Source organism: Flavobacterium sp. LAR06 (assembly GCF_041946075.1).
Lineage (GTDB): Bacteria > Bacteroidota > Bacteroidia > Flavobacteriales > Flavobacteriaceae > Flavobacterium.
Genome location: NZ_JAUTYT010000010.1, coordinates 225,028 through 244,027 on the forward strand (window position 1 = coordinate 225,028; position 19,000 = coordinate 244,027).

General features: G+C 34.1%; 13 protein-coding genes and 1 pseudogene. 5 read left to right on the forward strand and 9 right to left on the reverse strand.

The features are described 5' to 3' along the window. Positions 1 to 60: 60 nt before the first annotated feature. The gene (locus tag Q7C23_RS15815; RefSeq protein WP_375033445.1) at positions 61 to 1,554 is read left to right on the forward strand and encodes a catalase; all 1,494 of its coding nucleotides are present in this window, start codon (positions 61 to 63) and stop codon (positions 1,552 to 1,554) included. Between the two features lie 345 nt (positions 1,555 to 1,899). On the opposite strand, the gene purU is transcribed toward Q7C23_RS15815, so the two are convergent. The 4 genes from purU to Q7C23_RS15835 all read right to left on the reverse strand — a co-directional run bounded on the left by purU (position 1,900) and on the right by Q7C23_RS15835 (position 6,045). Beyond that, positions 1,900 to 2,754, reverse strand: a complete 855-nt coding sequence (gene purU / locus Q7C23_RS15820; protein WP_375033446.1) for a formyltetrahydrofolate deformylase — start codon at positions 2,752 to 2,754, stop codon at positions 1,900 to 1,902. 101 nt (positions 2,755 to 2,855) lie between these two features. Then, positions 2,856 to 3,575 (reverse strand): DUF4197 domain-containing protein, encoded by a 720-nt coding sequence (locus tag Q7C23_RS15825; protein ID WP_072975615.1) that lies wholly within the window; start codon positions 3,573 to 3,575, stop codon positions 2,856 to 2,858. Positions 3,576 to 3,908: 333 nt separating this feature from the next. Next, positions 3,909 to 4,328 carry a cytochrome c oxidase assembly factor Coa1 family protein gene (locus Q7C23_RS15830; RefSeq protein WP_375033447.1) on the reverse strand — a complete coding sequence of 140 codons (420 nt, stop codon included), beginning with the start codon at positions 4,326 to 4,328 and terminating at the stop codon, positions 3,909 to 3,911. A gap of 109 nt (positions 4,329 to 4,437) precedes the next feature. Beyond that, complete coding sequence (locus tag Q7C23_RS15835) at positions 4,438 to 6,045, reverse strand: murein L,D-transpeptidase (RefSeq protein WP_375033448.1); 1,608 nt, start codon at positions 6,043 to 6,045, stop codon at positions 4,438 to 4,440. A 295-nt stretch (positions 6,046 to 6,340) separates the two neighbouring features. Between Q7C23_RS15835 and Q7C23_RS15840 the strand changes: the two genes are divergently transcribed. Then, complete coding sequence (locus Q7C23_RS15840; RefSeq protein ID WP_375033449.1) at positions 6,341 to 9,781, forward strand: methylmalonyl-CoA mutase family protein; 3,441 nt, start codon at positions 6,341 to 6,343, stop codon at positions 9,779 to 9,781. 92 nt (positions 9,782 to 9,873) lie between these two features. Here Q7C23_RS15840 and Q7C23_RS15845 read toward each other — a convergent pair whose 3' ends face one another. From Q7C23_RS15845 to Q7C23_RS15865, 5 genes are all read right to left on the reverse strand, one after another. Next, positions 9,874 to 10,224, reverse strand: coding sequence for a flagellar motor protein MotB (locus Q7C23_RS15845; RefSeq protein WP_375033450.1), 351 nt, complete (start codon positions 10,222 to 10,224; stop codon positions 9,874 to 9,876). A gap of 250 nt (positions 10,225 to 10,474) precedes the next feature. Beyond that, complete coding sequence (locus Q7C23_RS15850; protein ID WP_375033451.1) at positions 10,475 to 10,861, reverse strand: secretion protein; 387 nt, start codon at positions 10,859 to 10,861, stop codon at positions 10,475 to 10,477. Between the two features lie 369 nt (positions 10,862 to 11,230). Next, positions 11,231 to 11,638 carry a DUF3244 domain-containing protein gene (locus Q7C23_RS15855; RefSeq protein ID WP_072975597.1) on the reverse strand — a complete coding sequence of 136 codons (408 nt, stop codon included), beginning with the start codon at positions 11,636 to 11,638 and terminating at the stop codon, positions 11,231 to 11,233. 642 nt (positions 11,639 to 12,280) lie between these two features. After that, positions 12,281 to 12,688, reverse strand: a complete 408-nt coding sequence (locus Q7C23_RS15860) for a secretion protein (protein ID WP_375033452.1) — start codon at positions 12,686 to 12,688, stop codon at positions 12,281 to 12,283. A gap of 650 nt (positions 12,689 to 13,338) precedes the next feature. Then, positions 13,339 to 13,746, reverse strand: coding sequence for a secretion protein (locus Q7C23_RS15865; RefSeq protein ID WP_375033453.1), 408 nt, complete (start codon positions 13,744 to 13,746; stop codon positions 13,339 to 13,341). Positions 13,747 to 14,197: 451 nt separating this feature from the next. Here Q7C23_RS15865 and Q7C23_RS15870 point away from each other — a divergent pair, with 451 nt between their 5' ends. The 3 genes and pseudogenes from Q7C23_RS15870 to Q7C23_RS15880 form a co-directional block, all read left to right on the forward strand. Further along, positions 14,198 to 15,070: an AraC family transcriptional regulator gene (locus Q7C23_RS15870; protein ID WP_375033454.1), complete on the forward strand. Its 873-nt coding sequence runs from the start codon at positions 14,198 to 14,200 to the stop codon at positions 15,068 to 15,070. A 349-nt stretch (positions 15,071 to 15,419) separates the two neighbouring features. Then, positions 15,420 to 16,283 carry an alpha/beta hydrolase gene (locus Q7C23_RS15875; RefSeq protein ID WP_375033455.1) on the forward strand — a complete coding sequence of 288 codons (864 nt, stop codon included), beginning with the start codon at positions 15,420 to 15,422 and terminating at the stop codon, positions 16,281 to 16,283. Positions 16,284 to 16,700: 417 nt separating this feature from the next. Then, positions 16,701 to 19,000 (forward strand): annotated as a pseudogene (locus Q7C23_RS15880) (hypothetical protein); the annotation flags it as partial.

Here is a 19,000-nt window from a genome sequence, read left to right on the forward strand (position 1 = left end):
TACTTATAAATATGATAAGTATTAGTTTGTATATTTGATAAAACATTAAATATCAGCAAGATGGAATCAGGCAAAAAATTAACAACTGCAACCGGAACTCCGGTTCCAGACAATCAAAACATTCAAACGGCGGGACCTCGCGGACCTGTTTTATTACAAGATTTTTGGTTTTTAGAAAAGATGGCGCATTTTGATCGTGAGGTAATTCCGGAACGAAGAATGCACGCCAAAGGTTCTGGTGCATACGGAACTTTTACGGTTACACATGATATTACAAAATACACAAGAGCCGACTTATTTTCGGAGATTGGTAAAAAGACTGAAATGTTTGTGCGTTTTTCTACTGTTGCAGGAGAAAGAGGTGCTGCTGATGCCGAAAGGGACATTCGTGGTTTTGCCATGAAATTTTATACCAATGAAGGAAATTGGGATTTGGTAGGAAACAATACACCTGTTTTCTTTTTTAGGGATCCGATGAAATTTCCGGATTTAAATCACGCCGTAAAACGTGATCCAAGAACCAATTTGAGGAGTGCTGATAACAATTGGGATTTTTGGACTTTATTACCCGAAGCCTTACACCAAATTACGATCGTAATGAGTGATAGAGGTATTCCGAGATCGTACAGACAAATGCACGGATTCGGGAGTCATACTTTTAGTTTTATCAATCATCAAAACGAAAGATATTATGTGAAATTTCATTTCGTAACACAACAGGGAATTGATAATCTTTCTGATGAAGAGGCAGCCAAATTAGTGGGCGGTGACAGAGAAAGCCACCAAAGAGATTTATATGATGCCATTGAAGAAGGAAACTTCCCAAAATGGAAAATGTTTGTGCAAATTATGACTGAAGAACAAGCTGAGAATTATCGTTTTCATCCTTTCGATCTAACGAAAGTTTGGTTAAAAGGCGATTATCCGCTAATTCCGGTTGGTGAATTCGAATTAAATAAAAATCCTGAAAACTATTTTGCCGAAGTAGAACAAGCCGCTTTTAATCCGGCGCATGTGGTGCCGGGAGTTAGTTTTTCTCCAGATAAAATGCTGCAGGCCCGTTTGTTTTCTTATGGAGATGCACACCGTTACCGTTTAGGTGTAAATAATTTCCAGATTCCGGTGAATTCTGCAAGATGTCCTTATAACACTTTCCACCGCGATGGAACAATGCGCGTAGACGGAAATAACGGAAGCCGTAAACATTATGAGCCAAATAGTTTTGGAGAATGGCAGGAACAACCAGAATTTAAGGAACCACCATTAAAACTTCATGGCGATGCGTACGCCCATAATTTCAGGGAAGATGACAACGATTATTTTACCCAGCCTGGTTTATTATTCCGTTTACTGACAGACGAGAAAAAACAACTATTATTCAAAAATACCGCCGGACAAGTAGGAGGAGCCCAGAAATTTATTCAGGTTCGTCATATCCGCAATTGTTACAAGGCCGATTCTGCATACGGAGAAGGTGTAGCAAACGCTTTAGGATTAACCATGGAGGAAGTAAATAACTTCGATGATCCAAGATTGTCGATAGTGGTTAGATAACAGGTTCTAAGATGCTAAGATACTAAGGTTCTAAGCTTTTTTTCTGAAGCAAATAAATAAACCCTACAGGTTTTTAAACCTGTAGGGTTTATTATTTAATATAAACAGAACTTGATTTACAAATGTTTAAATATTTCGTTTAGACTAGACTGAAGTCCAGCCCTACAATATAACTTGTTCCTCCGGAACTATTGATAAACCTTTGGTTCATGTTTTATGAGCAGATCTCGTGCGGTTTAATTTTGTATAGGCAACAGCCTTTGTGAGCTTTATAAAGTTTTAGTAAAGACAAAGGAAAATAACCTTAGCACACTTTTCGGTAAAAAAAACTTTGCCTCTTTGAACCTAAGAAAAAACAACTGTCTTATTACTATAAACCATAGTCTTTCGCTCTGCATGCAATTTAATAGCACGAGCCAAAACAATACGTTCCAAATCACGTCCTTTCATAATAAAATCATCAACAGAATGAATATGCGAAACCCTCGCAATATCCTGTTCGATAATTGGACCTTCGTCTAATTCGGCAGTCACATAATGACTTGTTGCACCAATAATTTTCACTCCACGTTTAAAAGCCGAATGATAAGGTTTTGCACCCGGAAAAGCCGGTAAAAACGAATGGTGAATATTAATGATTTTATTCTCGTAAAGCGAAATCAATTTTGGTGTAATAATCTGCATATAACGCGCTAAGACAATAAAATTGATCTGATATCTTTTTAGCAATTCAATTTGTTTTGCTTCGCCTTCCTCTTTATTATCTTTTGTAAAAGGCACACAGTGATACGGAATATCAAAACGTTCCGCAATCGATCGTAAATCATTGTGATTGCTAATGATTACCGGAATCTCAACATTCAATTCATCAGCGCTGTAACGTCCTAAAATGTCAAACAAGCAATGATCATATTTAGATACAAACAAAGCCATTTTTGGTTTTTGTTCCTTATTGTACAAATCCCATGACATATTAAAATCGGCGGCAATAGTTTGGTCAAAATCTGCTTTAAATCCGTCAATAGTAATGTGGTTATTCGTTAATTCACATTCCAATCGCATAAAAAACACATTTTGTTCCACATCAACGTGTTGGTCGATATAGATAATGTTGCCTTCCATTTTTGCAATAAAAGTTGTAACAGCGGCAATAATTCCCTTTTGGTCTTTACAGTGAATCAGAATGGTAATTTTTTGCATTTTTGGTTGTTTTTTGGTTAGTGACAAAGTTGCAAAGGCTCAAAGTAACAAAGGTTCACTCTGTACCTTTGTTACTTTGTCCCTATGAACCTTCAAGAAAATTATTTTCCGTCCTGCATCGCAAAAACACTTTTTAATAAAGGTGTTGTTCTTGCGCTGATGTTATTTCGGATTTCTTTTTCTTCAACAGCAATCATTTTAAAAACACCAGACAAAGCCTGGTTTGTTGTATAGTCTGTCAAATCAGGATTTACCTTTTTAACTAACGGAATCGTATTGTATTTTGTAATAATCTTTGTCCAAACCACATCGGCACCTACTTTTTCGAAAGAGCTTTTAATCACCGGATTAAATTTCCCGTACAAAGCTGTTGTCGTACTTCCTTGCAAATAACTTGTTGCGGCACTGTCGTTTCCTAATAAAATGTTTTTAGCATCTGTAAAAGTCATGTTTTTCACTGCTGATACAAATATCGGAGTGGCTTCTTTTACCGCATCTTCAGCAGCACGATTCAGCATTTTTACACCTTCATCAGCCAATGAACTTAAACCTATTTTTCGTAAAGTAGCATCTACCTTTTGTAATTCCGCCGGAAGCAAAATTTTTACTGCTTCATTTTTATAAAAACCATCAACAGCAGTTAATTTGCTAACTTGTTGTGTAATTCCTTTGTTTAGGGCTTCTTTTAATCCGGAAGCAATGTCTACACCGCCTACTCCGGGAATTTGTGATGAAATTTGCGGGAACTGATTTAATGTTTGCTGCATCTCAGCGCAGGATGTAAGTGAGAACGTAAGGGCTAATAATAAAATCTTTTTCATGTTTGGGGTTTTATGAGTTCAAAAATACTACTTATTCAAAAACAAAGCCACAATTTTATTTTAGGAGCATAAGTAATTTGTTTCAGAATTAACTTTTTTGGAAGGTTCTGAGATTTTTTAGATTTTAGAGTAAAGAAAATAGACTGCATAAGCAACAATGGTTATTGCTAATCTTTGTGTGGTGTTTCTTGTGTGATCTTTCCTTCGTCAAGATGACAAGAGTGCGAGATAAACTTTACTCCCGTAGCTTCGGGACTGCATCTTTGCTCGGAAATTGATAAACAATAAAAAATCTGCTCTGATCTGCTAAAATCTGCGTGAAAAAACCTCGAACTATTTAGTCAACAAATCAATTTCCTCATCCGTTGCTTCAATATAAACAGACATTTGACTGTATTTCCATTTGCCTCTTTTTTCGGCAACTACAAATAAAGTTCCTTTGCCTTTAGAGCCTTTTATCGGAATTTGTAAATCGCAGTTTCCCGTATCATTATGAATACTGATATTTCCACTCACCATTCCGTCACCTTCAATAGGAGATCCTAGTTTATCGTTTACTGATTTATCATGTTGTACGATAGTCATGGATTCTTTATAAGCATCAGAATCTTTCATCATCGAAGTTACACCAAAGAATATTCCGGCTATAAATAATCCGAAAAGAACTATAAGGCCCAGACATCCGGTCGGAACAAACCATTTCCAGTTTCTGTCCCACCAATTTTTTCTAACTTCTGTGTAATTATCTTCCATAATAAAAGGGTAATTTTAGATTTGAGTTTAATATTCGAAAGATATTATTTTTCTTCCAAATTCTAAATCAAATTCTAAAATTACCCCCGAGTTTAAAAAAAATGTATTTTTAATTACTTACAACATTATTTTCAGGAGAAAGGTTTTGGTCTAAATCACTATCTTTTTCATAAACGTCCTGAAAGAAACTTACCTGACCAGCTTCGTTTACCCATGTTGTAAAATAAGTAATATAGATAGGAACTGAAGTTGGTAATTTAAAAGTCGTTTCTGCTGTTCCGTCCATAGCCTGATCGATTTTTTCAGTGGTCCATTCCGGATAATCTTTCACCATTGCAATCGCAAGTTCTTTGGCATCACGTACATTAATACAACCGTGGCTAAAAGTTCTTTGTTCAAAATCAAACAAGGTTTTAGATGGGGTATCGTGCATGTAAATATCATCCGGATTTGGGAAAATAAATTTCACTAAACCTAATGAGTTATTCGGACCTGGTTTTTGTCTCACCATACCATTTACCATTTCCATATTGCGCTCTGCCAAATAATTTGGGTCGGCAGCTATTTTCATTTTTAATTCATTTTCAACTATACTTTGAGGAACTGTCCAATAAGGGCTAAAAACCACTTTTTCAATTTTTCCGCTAAAAATAGTTGTTTTAGTTAAAGGCGCTCCAACAAAAACTTTTGATACCAGTTCTACTTTACCATTTTTTACATAAATCAACTCAAAGGAAGGAACATTGACCATTACATATTCAGTGTCCGTTAATAAAGTTGGGTAAATCTCTTTACAACGCTCCATGTTAATGGTAATTTTTTTAATTTTTTCCTGTATCGACTCGTTCATGTCTTTAATATTGGCTTCAGAAATAATGTAATTTGGTTTTAAACCGTTACGTACTTTATATTTCATCACACCTTCCATTAATTCCTGATCATAAAAATCACTTTTTGAGTCGTTTTGTAAATCTCCCATCACAAACAATCTGTTTCTGATTTGAGCAATCGTAGCTGATTTTGCATCAGGTCTGATGTCTTTAAAAGGACTTTCAACTGTTATTGGTTTCCAGGTATTATCTTTCTCTATTTTTTTATATTTGTTTAGAACACTCTGAAGTTTGTTGTATTGATCAAATTTTACAATTTTATTATTGTTCTCCGCAACAGGTTTTGTCGTTGCAGAAGCTGTTAAAGTATCAGCAGTTATTTTTTTCTTAGGCAACAACCATTCTGAATTTTTAACGGTTTCAATATCTACTCCTTCAAATGTATGATGAGCATATATAATGTAAGCGGCACTTAATAACATGTCAGAATCTGTTTTTGAAGGTTTTTCTGTTGCTGTTTTATTGAAAATCTGGTCAATTTCATTTTTGTACGGAAATTCAAGTGGTACTTCAAAACTAGCAGTAGTTATTTTTGAGTACAATAAAATTCCGTATTGCGTAATTTTTCCATTTTCAAACCAAATAGTTCCATACGATCTGTCCTTGTATAAAGAGATCACATCGTTTTGGTATTTTTTTAGGTTAGTGTATCTTTTGAAAAAATCACTCAAAAGTTCGCTATCTACTACATCATCATTTTGATTAGTAGAAAGGTAATTATGAGTTAATGCTTTCTTCTTCTCTAGATCATTTTTGTCCAAGCTATTAAAAGAGGAAAGAAAGAAACTTGTAATTAAAATTGCGGTGATTGGATATAATGTTTTCATTTTATTTTGAATTTTTACGTTATTGCTTGATAAGTAAGTTTTGGTAAAAATTTGGGGCTTTTCTACGATGCTAAATTACTTTAGGATGCTGGTAAACACGTTGTTAGATTTTATTTTAATGTTGCGAAATTGCCATGTTTTGTAGGTTTATATAGAGTATATTTGATTAGGTCTCAAATTGTTACCCTTCAAGATGAAAAAACTATTCTTTTTTTTTGTTAACATAAAGCTATTGCAATGATCAAATATTAAAATATTTTGTAAATTGCTCCCTTAAAATTATCATATTCATAAAATGGAACAACAAATACCATATATTCCTAAAAATAAAGTAAGAATTGTCACCGCAGCCTCTCTTTTTGACGGGCACGATGCCGCGATTAATATTATGCGTCGTATTATCCAGTCAACAGGTGTCGAAGTGATTCATTTAGGTCACGACAGAAGCGTTGAAGAAGTGGTAAATACCGCTATTCAGGAAGATGCAAATGCCATCGCAATGACATCGTATCAAGGTGGGCATAATGAATACTTTAAATATATGTATGACTTGCTTCATGAAAAAGGAGCGGGACATATCAAGATTTTTGGCGGAGGTGGAGGAGTAATCCTGCCAAGCGAAATTTCTGAATTACATGAATATGGTATTACCAGAATTTATTCTCCGGATGATGGCCGTTCTTTAGGTTTACAGGGAATGATTAATGATTTAGTACAACGTGCCGATTATCCAATTGGAGATAAACTAAATGGAGAAATCGATCATATTGAAAATAAAATTCCAACTGCAATTGCACGTTTAATTTCGGCAGCAGAAAACTTCCCTGAAATTGCAAAACCAGTTTTTGATCAGATTCATACCAATAATGCTGATTCTAAAATTCCTGTTTTGGGAATTACCGGAACAGGTGGAGCCGGTAAATCTTCTTTAGTAGATGAATTAGTTCGTCGTTTTTTAATTGACTTTCCAGAGAAAACTATTGGTTTGATTTCTGTCGATCCTTCAAAGAGAAAAACAGGAGGTGCTTTATTGGGAGACAGAATCCGTATGAATGCCATTAATAACCCACGTGTTTATATGCGTTCCTTGGCAACTCGTCAATCGAATTTGGCCTTATCTAAATATGTAGCCGAAGCCATTCAGGTTTTAAAAGCTGCGAAATATGATTTAATCATTTTAGAAACTTCAGGAATTGGTCAGTCTGATACAGAGATTATGGATCACTCTGATGTATCCTTATATGTAATGACTCCGGAATTTGGAGCTGCAACACAATTAGAGAAAATTGACATGCTTGATTTTGCTGATTTAGTAGCTTTAAACAAGTTTGATAAAAGAGGTGCTTTAGACGCAATTCGCGACGTAAAAAAACAATACCAGCGCAATCATAATTTATGGGATAAAAATCCGGACGAAATGCCGGTTTTCGGAACTATTGCTTCACAGTTTAACGATCCTGGAATGAACACGCTTTACAAAGCGATCATGGATAAAATTGTTGAGAAAACCAGTTCAGATTTAAAATCGACTTTTGAAATTACGCGTGAAATGAGCGAGAAAATCTTCGTGATTCCGCCGCACAGAACGCGTTATTTATCTGAAATCGCAGAGAACAACAGAAGCTATGATGAAATTGCGCTTTCACAGCAAAAAGTAGCACAGAAATTATACGGAATCTTCAAAACGATAGAATCGGTTTCTGGGAAAATTCCACAAATTGCTAAAGCAGGAATTGATGATGCAACTGTTTTACCAAGCGGTATTCAGGAACACGATGAAAACAGAATTTTCTTAAACCTTTTACTGAATCAATTTGATAAAGTAAAAATGGATTTAGATCCGTACAATTGGGAAATTATCCTGAATTGGGACGAGAAAGTAAATAAATACAAAAACCCGGTTTATACCTTTAAGGTTCGTGATAAAGAAATTAAAATCGCGACACATACCGAGAGTTTATCACACCTACAAATTCCGAAAATTGCTTTACCTAAATATGAAGCCTGGGGCGATATTTTACGTTGGAGTTTGCAGGAAAATGTTCCTGGAGAATTTCCTTTTGCTTCAGGATTATATCCGTTTAAACGTGAAGGTGAAGATCCGTCAAGAATGTTTGCAGGAGAAGGCGGACCGGAGAGAACGAATAAACGTTTTCATTATGTAAGCGCAGGATTGCCGGCAAAACGACTTTCGACAGCTTTTGATAGTGTGACTTTATACGGAAATGATCCCGATTTACGTCCGGATATTTACGGGAAAATTGGAAATGCAGGAGTTTCAATCTGCTGTTTAGATGATGCTAAAAAACTGTATTCCGGTTTTGATTTGGTTCATGCTTTAACATCAGTAAGTATGACCATCAACGGACCAGCACCAATGTTGTTAGGTTTCTTTATGAATGCAGCAATCGATCAGCAATGCGAGTATTATATTAAGGAGAATGATTTAGAAAAAGAAGTTGAAGCTAAAATCAACAAAATATACAAGGAAAAAGGAACAGAGCGTCCAAGATATCAAGGCGATTTGCCGGAAGGAAACAATGGTTTAGGATTAATGCTTTTGGGGGTTACCGGAGATCAGGTTTTACCTTTGGAAGTTTATAATGAAATAAAAGTTAAAACCTTATCACAAGTTCGTGGTACGGTTCAGGCTGATATTTTAAAAGAAGATCAGGCGCAAAACACCTGTATTTTCTCAACTGAATTTGCACTAAGATTAATGGGTGACGTTCAGGAATATTTTATTACCAAAAACGTTCGTAATTTCTATTCGGTTTCTATTTCAGGATATCATATTGCTGAGGCAGGAGCGAATCCAATTACGCAATTGGCTTTCACGCTTTCAAATGGTTTCACTTACGTGGAATACTATTTAAGCCGTGGAATGAGCATCAACGATTTTGGACCGAATTTATCGTTCTTCTTCTCGAATGGAGTAGATCCTGAATATTCAGTAATTGGTCGTGTGGCACGTAAAATTTGGGCGAAAGCCATGAAAAACAAATACGGAGCCAACGAAAGAGCACAAATGCTGAAATACCATATTCAGACTTCTGGACGTTCTTTGCACGCTCAGGAAATTGATTTTAATGATATCAGAACGACTTTGCAGGCTTTGTATGCGATTTACGACAACTGTAATTCACTACATACAAACGCTTACGACGAAGCGATTACAACACCAACAGAAGAATCGGTTCGTAGAGCAATGGCCATTCAGTTGATTATTAATAAAGAATTAGGTTTGGCGAAAAACGAAAACCCAATTCAGGGTTCGTTTATTATTGAAGAATTAACTGATTTGGTAGAAGCAGCAGTTTTACAAGAGTTCGACCGAATTACAGAAAGAGGCGGCGTTTTAGGAGCAATGGAAACGATGTACCAACGTTCTAAAATTCAGGAAGAGAGTTTGTATTATGAAACCTTAAAACACAACGGAGATTTCCCAATTGTGGGTGTAAACACTTTTCTAAGTTCAAAAGGTTCTCCAACGGTAATTCCGGCAGAAGTAATTCGCGCCACCGAAGAAGAAAAACAATATCAGATTACGATGCTGGATAACTTACACCAATTCCACGAAGCAAAAGTAAACGAGCACTTAAACAAACTACAGGAAGCAGCCATTAAAAACGAAAACTTATTCGACCATTTAATGGAAGCTACAAAGGTTTGTTCTTTGGGTCAGATTACTTCGGCTTTGTTTGAAGTAGGTGGGCAGTATAGAAGAAACATGTAATTCTGTAAAGAAAAACATAAAATAAAAGCAGCTCTATTGTAGAGCTGCTTTTATTTTATACACAGAAGTGTACTGTATATTTTAGGTAGTTTTTATTTCTTTTTAGCTGATACTTTAGATTTGCGTTTCAATCGCTCAATCAATGCATCGGCCTTTTCATTTTGAGAAATAAATCGCAAAGATTCTGCATATCGGTAATAATACATTTGATCTAAATCGTATGTCATCGCAAATAACTCGCCATACCATTTTGCAGCTTTTTCAAGATTACAAATAGCGTAAGAAGAATTTCCTAGTTTCTGAAACAGATCTATAGATTTATAGCCTTTTGCGGCCACTTTTTCGTAAGTTTTGTTTACGTCAACATGAGCGTATTTTTCACCAGTTTTTTTGGTTACATAATTTTCATTTTGAGCAGAAAGCTTTAAATAAAAAAGAGTCAATGGTAATAAAATGGCTAGCTTTTTTTTTTCATACGCCTTTGATAATAAGTGACTTAATTGTATAAATGTATTTAAATCTATTGATTTTTGGTTGTTTTAACGGTTAAATGTAAATTTAACGGTCATAGTAACAGTTTGTTAAGACTATTATCAAAACGTAAAAATCACATTATATTGTATAGTAAAAAAAACAAAAAAAAGCAGCTCGTATAGGAAGAGCTGCTTTTAACTTTTTGGGCAAAAAGAGTGATTAACGACGAAAAGCAGGACTTTCGTTTACTGATTCGTCTAATGCAACTTTTTTCACTTTTTTAGCTACAACTTTAATTTCATGTTTTTCAACTTTACCGCTTTCTGTTACTTCTAAAACATAAGTTCCGGCAGGAAAACCTTCTAAACTTATTGTTTTTGAAATTTCTAACTTGTCTGCAGCAGAATCTCCTGTGTAAAGCAAATTGTGATTTTCATCATAAATAGAAAAAACTGATTTTTCAACAGCGTGTAAAGTAAAACTAACTACTTTTCCGTTTCCGGTAATTATATTCAAAATATAATCTCCTTTTCCATCAATTGCGTAGGTAAAAATTGTTGTTAGAAATAAGGCAACAACTAAGCCCATTTGGGTAAATTTTGTCATGTCTTTTTTTAATTGTTTTTAAATTGTTTAATACTAAATAGTGGAACGTAAAACTAACAAAAAAAATTAATTTAGTGCAAAAAAATGCCGTTTTCAAACGGATAAGTTGCTGAATTAAAGATGTTTCGATGTTTTTGTTAAAGTATGTACGTAAAAACTTAGTTCTTGGATGTTTTTTTACGTTATTTTTTAAAAGTTTAAAAATCAGACTTTTAAAATTATTAAGAATAGTTTTCCAAAAATAGGGCAGGGAGAATTTTTTCTGAGAATAAAGCACAAAAAAACAGCCCTATAACCACAAAGAGCTGTTTTAGATAATCACGTTTTCTTTACTAGCGATCTAACCTCATTTATGAGGTGGTTAACTTTTTAGCGTGTTGCTACACTTGTATTTTTATTGTAGAAACCAGCTTTGTAAACTGATGAAACTGCTTTTTTTGACAAAACAGTAGCTTCATCAGTAATCGTAATTTCATGTTTTACTTTTTTCACATTATCTTCAACTTCTAAATAGTAAGTTCCTTCCGGAAATTCCTCTAAGCTAAAAGTTCTCAAAATTCCATCTTTACCTGAAGCATTTTCAGAATAAATTAGATTACCATCTTTGTCGTAAATAGACAAGCTTGCTTTTTTCACCTGATTAAGGGCAAATGTGATAAGCTTTCCATTTGTTTTTAAAACATGAAGATTAAAATCTTCATTCCCGTCGATTGCATAAGTACTCATTCCGGTGAAAAGTACAGCACATACTAAACTCAATTTTAAAATCTTTTTCATGGCATTAGTTTTTAAATTAATAGTTCTAATTCTCTGATGCTAAATTACTTATATTGTAAGGTTTTCTACACAACTCTGTTTTCCGATTTCGATGCTGTATTCTCATTTACGAAACCGTTATAGGTTAAAAATTAAATTATTTTTATCGTTTTAGTTAATTCGATTATTATTATTCAAAGTTTTGTACTGTTTAAGAGAATGTAAAATCATCTGTATTTCTTACAAAAAAGCTTGCTTGGAGGTTTAAACGTAAAGTTTGGTTTCACGCAGATTTAAAAAAGATTTAGGCAAATGGGCGCAGATTATAAATAAAAAAATAAATCTGCAAAACCTGCGTGAAACAAAATTTTACATTTTGTGTCTTTGCATGAGATTCAAATGCAATACTTATCCTCTTAAGGAACGAAGGATAATACTAGAAGAGAAATTCCTCAATATTTGTCGAGCTTTTACTGTGATCCTTCCTGCGTCAGGATGACAAACTGAACTTAAAAAACTTTGTACCTTAGTGCCTTTGTGACAAAAAAGTAAAGCACAAAAAAAACAGCTCAATAACCACAAAGAGCTGTTTATAAACAATCACGTTTTTACTTTACTAACTATCTAACCTCATTTTTATACTTTATGAGAGTATAAACTTTTTTAGCGTACTGCTACGCTTGTACTTTTTGCAGTTGAATCTGCTTTATAAACAGATGAAATTGCTTTTGATGATAAAACTGTAGCCTCATCAGTTATTGTAATTTCATGTCTTACTTTCTTTACACTGTCTTCTACTTCTAAGATGTACGTTCCTTCAGGAAATTCTTCGAAATTAAAAGTTCTTAGGATTCCATCTTTACCAGTAGCACTTTCATAATATAATACAGAACCATCTTTGTCATAAATAGTTAAATTCGCTTTCTTAACCTGGTTAAGTGCAAAAGTCACTAGTTTTCCATCTCTTTTTAATACATGAAGGTTAAAATCTTCATTCCCGTCAATTGCATAAGTACTCATTCCTGTGAAAAGCACTGCACATACTAAACTTAATTTTAAATTCTTTTTCATGATATTAGGTTTTAAATTAATAGTTCTAATTCTCTGATGCTAAATTACTTCTGAAATAGGTTTTTCAACACAACTCTGTTTTCCAATTTCGATGCTATATTCTCATTTACGAAACCGTTATAGGTTAAAATTTGAATTATTTTTATCGTTTTAGTAAAATAGCCTATTATTTTTCAACGTTTTGTAGTGTTTAATAAAATGTAAAATTATCTGTATTTCTTACAAAAATGCTTGCCTGGAGGTTTAAACGTAAAGTTTGGTTTCAAGCAGATTTAAAAAAGATTTAGGCAGATAGGCGCAGATTATAAATAAAAAAAATAAATCTGCAAAATCTGCTTAAATCTGCAGAATCTGCGTGAAACAAAATTTTACATTTTTGTGTCTTTGCGTGAGATTCAAATACAATACTTATCCTCTTAAGGAACGAAGGATAATACTAGAAGTTCCGCACAAAAATCCCTGTGATCCTTCCTGTGTCATGATGACAAACTGAACTTAAAAACTTTGTGCCTTAGTGCCTTCGTGGCAAAAAATAAAGAACAAAAAAAACAGCTCAATAACCACAAAGAGCTGTTTCTAAAACTTTTCAGTTTTTAAACTTTACTAACTATCTAACCTCATTTTTATACTGTATGCGAGTATAAACTTTTTTAGCGTGTTGCTACGCTAGTATTTTTTGCAGTTGTATCTGCTTTATAAGTTGATGAAATTGCTTTTGATGATAAAAAAGAGCCATCATCAGTTACTGTAATTTCATGTTTTACTTTTTTTACGCTGTCTTCCACTTCTAAGATATAAGTTCCTGCTGGAAATTCTTCGAAACTGAAAGTTCTTAAGATTCCGTCTTTACCTGTAGCGTTCTCATAATAAAGTACTGAACCATCTTTATCATATATAGTAAGACTTGCTTTTTTAACCTGGTTAAGAGCGAATGTTACTAATTTCCCGTTTCCTTTTAATACATGAAGAGTAAAATCTTCGTTACCATCAATTGCATAAGTGCTCATTCCTGTAAAAAGTACTGCACACACTAAACTTAATTTTAAAATCTTTTTCATAACCATTATTGTTTTAAATTATTAGTTCCTTTTTCTGATGCTAAATTACTTCAGTGGTAGATTTTTTTTCACAACTCTATTGGCCAATTTATATGCTATATTCTCATTTACGAAACCGTTATAGGTTAAAATTTGAATTATTATAGGTGTTTTAGCTAATTCAGTTATTATTTTTCAATGTTTTTTTGATTTTTAACATTCTTGAAATACTCTGTAATTCTTGCAAAGAATGCTGCATGCATATAAAAAAGTGGAATAAAATGCGATATATTAAAAAAAACATGGATAAAAATATGGGTCTTGAAAAAAATAGTGAAATTGAATCGTTTTTGACTGCGTTTAAAAGCAGGAAATGATAAAAAATTCTCAATTACGAAACCGTTATAGGTTAAAATTTAAATTATTTTAGGTGTTTTTGTTAATTTTGCTATTATTATTTAAAGATTTTATCATGAAAACAATAGCCCCAGCTCTTGAAGTGATATCAAACTCATACGGAAGTTCTTTTACCTACACTAAACACGCCGAAAAGACCAATAGCAAAGCTCATTTATGGCATTATCATCCTGAAATTGAGTTGGTTTATATAAACGGTGGGGCAGGTAAAAGACAAATAGGAAGTCACGTTTCTTACTATACGAATGGTAGTTTGATGCTGATAGGTGCGAATTTGCCTCATTGTGGTTTTACAAATGAGCTGACAGGAAATATAAATGAAACAGTTATTCATATCAAACCTGAATTTTTAGGCAGCGACTTTTTTGGTGCTCCGGAGATGAGAAGGGTTCAAAATGTGCTGACGCAGTCTAAAGGAGGAATTGCCTTTGGAGGGAAAACTAAAAAGCAAATTGGCGATAAAATAGAAAAGATGGAACAACAACTTCCGTTTGAGCGTTTGCTGACCCTTTTGAGTATTTTAGATGAGCTTGAGGCATCAGAAGAATATACGGTGCTTAATGCAGATGGTTTCTCTCTCGAACTCAACACTCAGGATAATGACCGAATGAAGATGATTTTTAATTTTGTGAAAGACCATTTTCAGGAATCAATTGCTATCGATGAGGTTTCAAGTCTGGTTAGTATGACAACGCCTTCGTTTTGCCGATATTTCAAGAAAGTTTCAAATAAAACATTTACCGAGTTTGTCAATGAATATCGTTTGGTGCATGCGTCAAAACTTTTGGCAGAGAAACCAATAAGTATAAATGAGGTTTGTTATGAAAGTGGGTTTAATAATTTTAGTCATTTTAGTAAATCCTTTAAACATTATACTGGTGTAAGTGCATCTCAATATCGTCAGGAACACAAGATTATAATTAGTTAAGTTTTAGATTGTAATCTCTTAAGAAATAAATATTCATAAAACCATTCGCTTGTTGCGAATGTTTTTTTTTTTTGCTAAAAATTATAGATATTTTTTAACCACAAATTACACAAATGAAACCCTTTATAGTTGCGGCTAAAATTTGAACTAACTTAAGTATATTTTAAAAATTAAACTTATTTTAATCATTAGAAATTCGTGTAATTTATACTAAACCTTATCACAACAATAAAAAGAATTAATTCATGAATTCGTGGCAAAACTTTTTATCACAAACAATGGTCAGATTTTTCATATAATTTATCCTGAAAAAACTATATTTACAATCCCTAATCAAAAAAAAAACTATATGAAAAACTTTAAAATTTTAGTATTTACAGCTTTTTTATGCGTTTCGTCTCTGAGTTATGCTGCAAAAGTGGATACTTTACAAATTGCCAGTACAGCGATGAGCAAAACCTACAAAACTGCCGTTGTAGTGCCAAATTCTTATGCCAAAAGTAAAACTACTTATCCGGTAATGTATTTGCTTCATGGTGCTTACGGGCATTTTAGTGATTGGTTAAAAAATACGCCAAACAAAAAACTAGTTCAGGGATTGTCTGATCAATACAATATGATTATTGTAATGCCTGAAGGTGAAACTTTTAGTTTTTATCTGGATAGTCCGGTCAATAAAGAAAGTCAGTTTGAAACTTTTATTACTCAGGAGGTGATTCAGAAAGTAGATAAAACATACAGAACCATTAGCAATAGAAATGGAAGAGTGATCACCGGACTTTCGATGGGAGGACACGGTGCACTTTATTTATCGGCGAAACATCCGGATCTGTTTTGCGCTGCCGGCAGTATGAGTGGGGCAGTAGATATGAGTACAATGTTAAATCGCGAATCATCGGCTCAGGTGGTGAAATTAATGCAGCCTGTATTTGGAGATAAAAGTGATAGTTCTGAAATGTACGCAAAATATGCTGTCATGAATATGCTGGATAAAATCAAAGAAAATAAATTGCCTTTGATTATAGACTTTGGCGTTGATGATTTTTTGATAGAACCAAACCGTGAATTGCACCGAAGATTGGTTTATAATAAGGTAGACCATGATTATACAGAACGTCCTGGTGCTCATACGTGGGATTACTGGGATAATTCATTGCCTTATCATGCCTTATTTTTCAGTAAAATATTGTTTAAAAGCAAAACAACTAAATAATGTCCTTTTGTTATTTAGTATAATATAATGTTATCTTTTTGAGATATCGGTAGAAATCAAGGCCTTATTTTTTGTTTTTAATAAAACTTAAGGTCTTGATTTTTAGTTTTATAAGAATTTAAAAAATAGAAATACTACTTTTCCTATTGTTTGATTCCATTCGTCGATTATTTCGGAATGATATCGATTATATCTTCTTCTGAGTAAGGTGAATTGTGTTATTAATTAATTTTAACAAATGTTTTTCACCCCTCATCGTTTGTGTCAGAATTTATTTCTGAGGGTTTCTTCTTTTTAAAAGATTTTTTTTGATTTTGTACTTCAGAATTTTTTGAAGATGGTTATTATTTTCATGTAATTCCCAGATCTGTAAACTTTGCCGTTTCACTAATTAATGGTATTCTAAATACTATTATTATGAAAAAAACTATTTTTTATCAGATGAAGATTGCACATGAATTTTGCAAAATCTTTTGTTCTTCTATTTATTTAATTTTCTCAAATTTTAATTTGACGGAAATATTCAAGGATAAAAAACATCAATTTTACCTGATTGTGTTTTTTATGCTATCTGCTTTCCACTCTAATTTGTATTCGCAGGCGGTTTCCGGAGCAGCTGTACAGGCTAATTTTGGTATCGATGCTGATGTTTATGCAAACAAAGAGCAGTTTTTAGTTCCCCCAACCACTTCGGGCATTTATGATGACTGGTTTTATAGTGCTGCTTTTGCCACCGGAAGTGGTGAAAACGTAATCGATCAGACCAATGCAGCAAGTCTAAAAACGTCAATCCAGGCAAACAATAATTTTACATTCGAAAAAAGAATGTCAAAACCCAAAAATACCACTGTTGGTAATTTTTTGTGGATAGATGCTGTGTATGGACGTGATGCAAATTCTACACAAAATAACAGTGATTCTAATATTTTTTCAGGTAATTCTAATAAAAACGGAGACAATCCCGCTACATGGTCATTGGGATCCGGAAGTATACCTCAAAAAGATGATATTGTAGATGTTTACGGTTATTTAAAAAGAGATGTATCTCCAGCGGCTCTTGCTATAAATCCCAATGGCGTTTTATGGGGGTATGGCGGGGCATCTAAAATATCCTCTGACGGTAATTCACATTTTGATTTTGAATTTTTCAGAACAGAAGTTTCTTTTAACGGTGGGGCATTGATTGGTACAGGTAGTCAGTCAGGGCATACCGCGTGGACTTTTGATGCTACCGGAAAAATTCTGGTTCCGGGAGATATTGTAGTTGCTATCGATTTTGAAAACGGAGGTACAAAACCAATTGCCAGCGTAAGAGTTTGGATATCTAATGCAGATAGAGCTGCTTTTAATTCAAAACCAAACAGACCTTTTGATCTTACCGGTGTTTATGACCAGGGGAATGGTGCACCTCCTTATGGATATGCAGAGATAAATGCAAAAGGTGGAGGAATAAATGGAGACATTTTTGCAGTTGTGAATGTAACAGCTCCGACTTTAGGACCACCTTGGGGAACCTTAAGAGGTTCACAGGCTTCTTTTCAAAATGATTATGAAGCGTTGCAATTTGCAGAATTCGGAATTAATTTAACCGCTTTAGGATTAGATAGTCGAAATGTGAACCAAAGCGCTTGTTCTAATTTATTAGGATCTTTGTTAGTTAAAACGAGATCATCTTCGTCCTTTACTTCAGAATTAAAAGATTTTTCCGGACCATTTTTATTCGGAAATATTACTGATGTAGCGGTAGTAGGAAATGTTAGTAATCCACTAACCTGTACTAATCCAAATGCTACTTTAACAGCTACGCCAACTCCTTTAAATGCTACTATTAAATGGTATGGCCCATCACCAGATGGTATTGCTGATGGACCACTTTTAGACGGAATTGCGCCGGTTGTATCCGTTAAAGGGATTTATACCGTTTATGCTTTTACCAATTTAGAAGGCTGTTTTGCTAAAAAAATGGTTACGGTTATTGAGGATAAGGAACTACCTAACGTTAATGCGGGAGATGATAAGGCATTAACATGTTTAGTCACCTCTATACAATTGTCAGGATCATCGAGTACGCCTAATGCTACATTTTTATGGACCACATTGGATGGAAATATTGTTTCAAATGAGACTACTCTGACACCAACAATAGATAAGGCCGGGACTTATGCCTTAACTGTTACTAATCCGGTAAATGGATGTCAGAAAGCGGACACAGTAGTTATTACAATGACGCCGCCAACACCTATTGTTATAGTTTGCCCTCCGGATAACATAAAAAGTTCCTGCGATTATGTCGATCAGGCAGCCGTAGATGCAGCCTTTGAAATATTCAAACAAGGCTTTACAGTTTCAGGTGGAGATGGAACTTTGACACCTTCCGGATTAGAAAATCTAACAGCTCCACTTTTATGTGGCGGATCTGTTACTGTAAATTACAGTGTTACTGATACTTGTGGTCAACAAAAATCTTGTTCTGCAACTTTCACAATTACGACTCCTGCAGCTGTAGTTCCACAATCACCAGATCCTGTAAACGCATCAGCTTGCGCTTATGCGGATCAGGCTGCTTTGGATGCTGCATTTGAAACCTTCAAATCAGGCTTTGGAGTAAGCGGTGGCTGTGATCCTAAAGGCGAATTTATTGGAAATCCTATGGCACCAACTTTATGTCAAGGCGGTACAGTAAGTGTTAGTTACAAAATAACCGACAAATGTTATAG

Excerpts from the sequence above, each read along its gene's own strand:
- Q7C23_RS15870 (WP_375033454.1), top strand. The coding sequence starts at position 14,198 with ATGAAAACAATAGCCCCAGCTCTTGAAGTGATATCAAACTCATACGGA.
- Q7C23_RS15825 (WP_072975615.1), bottom strand. The coding sequence starts at position 3,575 with ATGAAAAAGATTTTATTATTAGCCCTTACGTTCTCACTTACATCCTGC.
- Q7C23_RS15860 (WP_375033452.1), bottom strand. The coding sequence starts at position 12,688 with ATGAAAAAGAATTTAAAATTAAGTTTAGTATGTGCAGTGCTTTTCACA.
- purU (WP_375033446.1), bottom strand. The coding sequence starts at position 2,754 with ATGCAAAAAATTACCATTCTGATTCACTGTAAAGACCAAAAGGGAATT.
- Q7C23_RS15850 (WP_375033451.1), bottom strand. The coding sequence starts at position 10,861 with ATGACAAAATTTACCCAAATGGGCTTAGTTGTTGCCTTATTTCTAACA.
- Q7C23_RS15865 (WP_375033453.1), bottom strand. The coding sequence starts at position 13,746 with ATGAAAAAGATTTTAAAATTAAGTTTAGTGTGTGCAGTACTTTTTACA.
- Q7C23_RS15840 (WP_375033449.1), top strand. The coding sequence starts at position 6,341 with ATGGAACAACAAATACCATATATTCCTAAAAATAAAGTAAGAATTGTC.
- Q7C23_RS15875 (WP_375033455.1), top strand. The coding sequence starts at position 15,420 with ATGAAAAACTTTAAAATTTTAGTATTTACAGCTTTTTTATGCGTTTCG.
- Q7C23_RS15830 (WP_375033447.1), bottom strand. The coding sequence starts at position 4,328 with ATGGAAGATAATTACACAGAAGTTAGAAAAAATTGGTGGGACAGAAAC.
- Q7C23_RS15815 (WP_375033445.1), top strand. The coding sequence starts at position 61 with ATGGAATCAGGCAAAAAATTAACAACTGCAACCGGAACTCCGGTTCCA.
- Q7C23_RS15855 (WP_072975597.1), bottom strand. The coding sequence starts at position 11,638 with ATGAAAAAGATTTTAAAATTGAGTTTAGTATGTGCTGTACTTTTCACC.
- Q7C23_RS15835 (WP_375033448.1), bottom strand. The coding sequence starts at position 6,045 with ATGAAAACATTATATCCAATCACCGCAATTTTAATTACAAGTTTCTTT.